Here is a 2,963-nt window from a genome sequence, read left to right on the forward strand (position 1 = left end):
GTGCATCGAGGTCCAGGCTGTGCCGTTCGCGGTAGCTGTCCATCAGCTTCTTCTTGATGGCCCAGTCGACCTCGGTGTCAATGGTGCTGGTGTTGCCGCCTTCGATCGCGTCGAGGGTGCGCTCCCACAGGTCCAGGATGACCGGGACGTGGGCGTTGTGCGCTCCCCGGTCGGCCACGAATTCGGTCACCTTGTTCAGGTACTCGCGCTGGATTTCCAGGGCAGTCAGCTGGCGGCCGTTGGCCAGGCGGACCAGGGCCCGGCCGCTGAGGTCGTGGGAGATCTCGCGGATGCTGCGGATCGGGTTCTCCATCCGCATGTCGCGCATGATGACGCCCGCCTCGATCATCCGCAGGATCAGGTCCACGGTGCCGACTTTGAGCAGCGTGGTGGTCTCGGACATGTTTGAGTCGCCCACAATCACGTGCAGCCGGCGGTAGAACTCGGCGTCCGCGTGCGGCTCGTCCCGGGTGTTGATGATGGGCCGGGACCTGGTGGTGGCGGAGGAGACACCTTCCCAGATGTGGTCGGCGCGCTGGGAGAAGGCGTAGGTGGCCCCGTGCGGGGTCTTCAGGATCTTGCCCGCACCGGCGATCAGCTGGCGGGTCACGAGGAACGGAATGAGGATTTCGGCGAGCCGGGAGAACTCCCCGCGCCGCGGAATCAGGTAGTTCTCGTGGCTGCCGTAGGAGTTCCCGGCCGAGTCGGTGTTGTTCTTGAACAGGTACACCGTGCCGTTGAAGCCCTCGGCGGCCAGGCGTTCCTGGGCCTCGTCGACGAGGTCGTCCAGGATCAGCTCGCCTGCCCGGTCATGGGCGATCAGCTGGGCGAGGTCRTCGCAYTCGGCGGTGGCGTAYTCCGGGTGCGAACCGACGTCGAGGTAGAGCCGTGAGCCGTTGGTGAGGAACACGTTGGAGGATCTCCCCCAGCTGACCACTTTGCGGAAGAGGTACCGGGCCACTTCTTCCGGCGCCAGTGGTCGTGACTCCGGGCTCGAATAGGAAATGCCGAACTCGGTCTCGATGCCGAAAATACGCTTATCCATCTCAGTTCTCCTCAGCCAGCAGGGCCTCAATTGCGGCGTCGTCCAGGCGGCGGAACGCGCGGCGGCTGCCGCGGCTGCTTTCCGAGCGGCGGTCCAGGACGCCTACCTCCACGGCGGACGCGGGCAGCGCCGTCGCTTCCTTGTCCGCGACGAGCCCGGACAGCGCCAGCCGGATGGCACCGGCGAAGTCGAGTTCGCTGCGCCATCCCGCGGCCACGGCCTCGGAGACCTTGTCGGCCTGGCCGCCCATCACAATAAACCCGCGTTCGTCGGCGATGGAGCCATCGAACGTCAGGCGGTAGAGGTGGTCGGCGTCCTGGCTCTCCCCCACCTCGGTCACCGCCAGTTCCACCTCGAACGGCTTCTGTTCGGTGGTGAAGACGGCGCCGAGGCTTTGGGCGTAGACGCTGGCCAGCCCGCGGGCGGTGACGTCCTCACGGTCGTACGAGTAACCCCGTACGTCGGCATAGCGCACACCGGCCTGGCGTAGGCTCTCGAATTCGTTGTACTTGCCGACGGCGGCGAACGCGATTTTGTCGTAAATCTCGCTGATCTTGTGCAGTGAGGGCGACGGGTTCTCGGCCACCAGCGCGATGCCGTCCCGGCAACTGATCACCACTACCGACCGGCCACGGGCGATGCCCTTCCGGGCGAAGTCCGCCCGGTCCTTCATTAGCTGTTCAGGGGAGACATAGAACTGCTGGGTCATTTCAGGCCTCCCGCTGGGCCGCGGCCCGTGCCTCGATGATGGTGCCCGCTACGGCGGCGAGCTCGCGTTCGGGAACGCGCACGGCACCGGAACGGCTGACGGCGTAGACTACCGGCCAGAGCTGGCGCACCGGGTCGGGCCCTCCGGTGGCCGAGTCGTCGTCGGCGGCGTCGTACAGTGCCTCGACGGCTACCCGGACGGCCTCGGCTTCGGAGAGATTGGGGCGCCAAAGCTTTTTCAGTGCCCCGCGCGCAAACATGGACCCGGAGCCCACGGTGTGGTGTTCCTGCTCCTCGTAGCGGCCACCGGTGACGTCGTAGGAGAACAGGCGCCCGATGCCGGCCGGGCGGTCGAACCCGGCGAAGAGCGGGATCACGGCCAGTCCCTGCATCGCCATCGGCAGGTTGCCGCGGATCATGGCGCCCAGCCGGTTGGCTTTGCCGTCCAGGCTCAGCTGGGTTCCCTCGATCTTCTCGTAGTGTTCCAGCTCCACCTGGAACAGCCGGGTGATATCAAGCGCGATCCCTGCCGTACCGGCGATTCCCAGAACCGAGTACTGGTCCGCGGGGAAGACTTTTTCGATGTGCCGGCTGGCGATGACGTTGCCCATGGTCGCGCGGCGGTCCCCGGCCATGAGGACTCCCCCGGCGTAGGTCATGGCCACAATCGTGGTGGCGTGCGGCGCCTGGAGCGGCGCGGACGACGCTGCGGACAGCACGCCCGCCTGGAGGGCGCTGAACGGCAAGAGCTCGGGCCGGGAGCGCTGCAGGTGCTCGGTGAATGAGGACGTCGCGTTCGCCGCTACCTGGTTGGCTGATGTTTCCTGCACTGGTGCACTCCCTCAACGTAGTGGATCAACGACTTCCGGCTCTCAGCCCCATGAATCCTCAGCCCGGTCCTCCTCCAATAGTGCCCGCCAGCCARCCGCCGGTCGGCGGCCCTACTGGCCGCCTTTCTGGACAAAAGCCCGGACAAATTCCTCGGCGTTGGACTCCAGGACGCCGTCGATCTCGTCGAGAAGGTCATCCACGCCCTGGGTCGCTTCCGACGCCTGCGCCTCGGGCGCGGCCGGTGGTGCCGGTGGGGTGTCCTCGATTTCGGTCTCGCGGGACTGCGGCTGCTGCTGCTCCTGGCCTGCCATTGTTCTCTCCTTAGATCCCACTGCATTTCCACCGGATGCCGCGCCGTGAGCGGGACACCCTGTAAAGC

4 protein-coding genes are annotated in these 2,963 nt (G+C 66.4%); all 4 read right to left on the bottom strand.

All coding sequences use genetic code 11. The features are described from left to right. On the bottom strand, nt 1–1,045 hold a 1,045-nt coding region (gene pafA / locus AC1DHD_RS15295; RefSeq protein ID WP_476880531.1), incomplete at its 3' end, for a Pup--protein ligase. Nucleotide 1,046: 1 nt separating this feature from the next. After that, the gene (gene prcA / locus AC1DHD_RS15300) at nt 1,047–1,754 is read right to left on the bottom strand and encodes a proteasome subunit alpha (protein ID WP_476880532.1); all 708 of its coding nucleotides are present in this window, start codon (nt 1,752–1,754) and stop codon (nt 1,047–1,049) included. A gap of 1 nt (nt 1,755) precedes the next feature. Next, nucleotides 1,756–2,583, bottom strand: coding sequence for a proteasome subunit beta (gene prcB / locus AC1DHD_RS15305; protein ID WP_476880533.1), 828 nt, complete (start codon nt 2,581–2,583; stop codon nt 1,756–1,758). 111 nt (nt 2,584–2,694) lie between these two features. Then, nucleotides 2,695–2,895 carry a ubiquitin-like protein Pup gene (locus tag AC1DHD_RS15310; RefSeq protein ID WP_476880534.1) on the bottom strand — a complete coding sequence of 67 codons (201 nt, stop codon included), beginning with the start codon at nt 2,893–2,895 and terminating at the stop codon, nt 2,695–2,697. Nucleotides 2,896–2,963: the final 68 nt, after the last annotated feature.

Source organism: Arthrobacter sp. 05L45_2, from assembly GCF_056397525.1.